The 2,015-nt window shown below is 61.8% G+C and carries 2 protein-coding genes; both read right to left on the bottom strand.

The window, feature by feature from the left end:
* Window positions 1-263: 263 nt before the first annotated feature.
* Complete coding sequence (locus AC5E6N_RS11655) at window positions 264-914, bottom strand: septation protein A (RefSeq protein ID WP_491747973.1); 651 nt, start codon at window positions 912-914, stop codon at window positions 264-266.
* A partial coding sequence (gene ftsY / locus AC5E6N_RS11660; protein ID WP_491747974.1) for a signal recognition particle-docking protein FtsY occupies window positions 911-2,015 on the bottom strand: 1,105 nt, incomplete at its 5' end. The genes ftsY and AC5E6N_RS11655, both read right to left, overlap by 4 nt.

Consider the following 2,015-nt stretch of genomic DNA (forward strand, 5'->3'; position numbering starts at 1 on the left):
ACCGGGATACTCGGTGAGCAAAGCTCGCTGTTACACCAACCAATGGGGCACGATCGAATCGTCTGGCGCATCATGAACCTGTCTACGGTACTCGGCTTATCAAGATGGTAGTGTCAAATATCTTTCGCAGTTTTGATTTTGGCTGGTGGTCTGAACTCTCTCAAGCGGTCTCACGAAGTGCCCAAGGTCTTCAGTTCCCTCGCGGAAAATCGCTATCTGGAAATGCAATCGGAGTGACGCACTGCAAGCTGTGAGAAGCTTTCCTATTCTTCCTCACCCTCTTCGGCAAGCGTGTGCCGCATGATCATCGGCATCTGGCTCATGGTGAAGACGATGGTAAGCGGCATGATGCCCCAGACCTTGAAGGCGACCCAGAAATCGGTCGAGAAGCTGCGCCAGACGATTTCGTTGACGAGTGCGAGGAACACGAAGAACAGGCCCCAGCGCAGGGTCAGCTTGCGCCAGCCCTCGGCATCGAGCCGGAAGGCGCTGTCGAAGACGTAGCCGAGCAGGGATTTTCCGAAGAGCAGGCCGCCGAGCAGCGTTGCCGCGAACAGGCCGTTGACGATGGTCGGCTTCATCTTGATGAAGGTGTCGTTCTGCAGCCACAGGGTCAGCGCGCCGAATATGAAGACGATGACGCCCGAGACCAGCGGCATGATCGGCAGGGTGCGGGTCAGCAGCCAGGAGACCGACAGCGAGATGGCCGTCGCGATCATGAAGAGGCCCGTGGCGATGAAGATCGGTTCGCCGAAGGATGCGAGGACCGGGATGCGTTCGGCCAGCCACTCGCCGCGCGCATTGGTGAAGAAGAATACCAGGAGCGGCCCGAGTTCGAGCGCCATTTTCAGGAGCGGGTTGATCTCCTGCCTTGCCGGATCGGACGGGTCCCGTTCGAAAATGGGCTGGCTCATATCTGCCGGTCTCCTGTGTTTTCCGGGGCGCGGCCGGCGATGGCGGTGGCGAAATCGCTCGCCTCGAAGGGCTCCAGATCGTCGACGCCCTCGCCGACGCCGATGAAATAGACCGGCAATTTGTGCCTGGCGGAGATCGCCACCAGAATGCCGCCGCGGGCGGTTCCGTCGAGTTTTGTCATCACCAGCCCGTTGACGCCGGCAACATTGCGGAAGATTTCCACCTGGTTCAGCGCATTCTGACCGGTGGTCGCATCGAGCGTCTGCAGAACGGTATGTGGGGCCTCGGGATCGTGTTTTCCAAGGACGCGGACGATCTTTTCCAGTTCGTCCATCAGTTCGGCCTTGTTCTGCAGGCGGCCGGCGGTGTCGATGATGAGGACGTCGCTTCCGGCTTCTTTCGCCTTTTCGAATGCGTCGAAGGCCAATCCGGCGGCGTCGGCGCCGAGTTTTGAGGACACGACGGGAGAGTTGGTGCGCTCCCCCCAGATCTTGAGCTGCTCGATGGCGGCGGCGCGGAACGTGTCGCCGGCGGCCAGCATCACCTTCAGGCCGCCCTCATGGAGCTTGGCGGCGAGTTTGCCGATGGTCGTCGTCTTGCCGGTGCCGTTGACGCCGACCACGAGGATGACGTGCGGCTTGTGGCTGAGGTCGAGTTCCAGTGGCAGCGCGACCGGTTTCAAGACCGCTTCGATCTCGCCGGCCATGATTTCCTGGACTTCTTCGGTCGATATGTCCTTGCCGTAACGGCCCGAGGCGAGCGCGTCGGTGATGCGCAGCGCCGTTTCGACGCCGAGGTCCGACTGGATCAAGACGTCTTCAAGCTCCTGCAGCGTGTCCTCGTCGAGCTTGCACCGGGTGAAGATGCCGGTGATCTGGCCGGTGAGCTGCGAGGAGGTGCGTGACAGGCCCTGGCGCAGGCGGCGGAACCAGGACGGGCGCGGCGCGTCCGCGCTCTGAGGCTCCGGTTCCGGTGTCTCCCGCGCAACGGTCTCGACCGTCGCGGCGACCGATACGCGGCCTGCGTCCGGCGGGACATCATCTGTGGATGGTCCGGCGGAAGGCTTGATTTCCGGCGTTTCGACTTCAGCTTTTCCAGGC

This window comes from Hoeflea sp., assembly GCF_984452065.1.

Excerpts from the sequence above, each read along its gene's own strand:
- AC5E6N_RS11655 (WP_491747973.1), bottom strand. The coding sequence starts at position 914 with ATGAGCCAGCCCATTTTCGAACGGGACCCGTCCGATCCGGCAAGGCAG.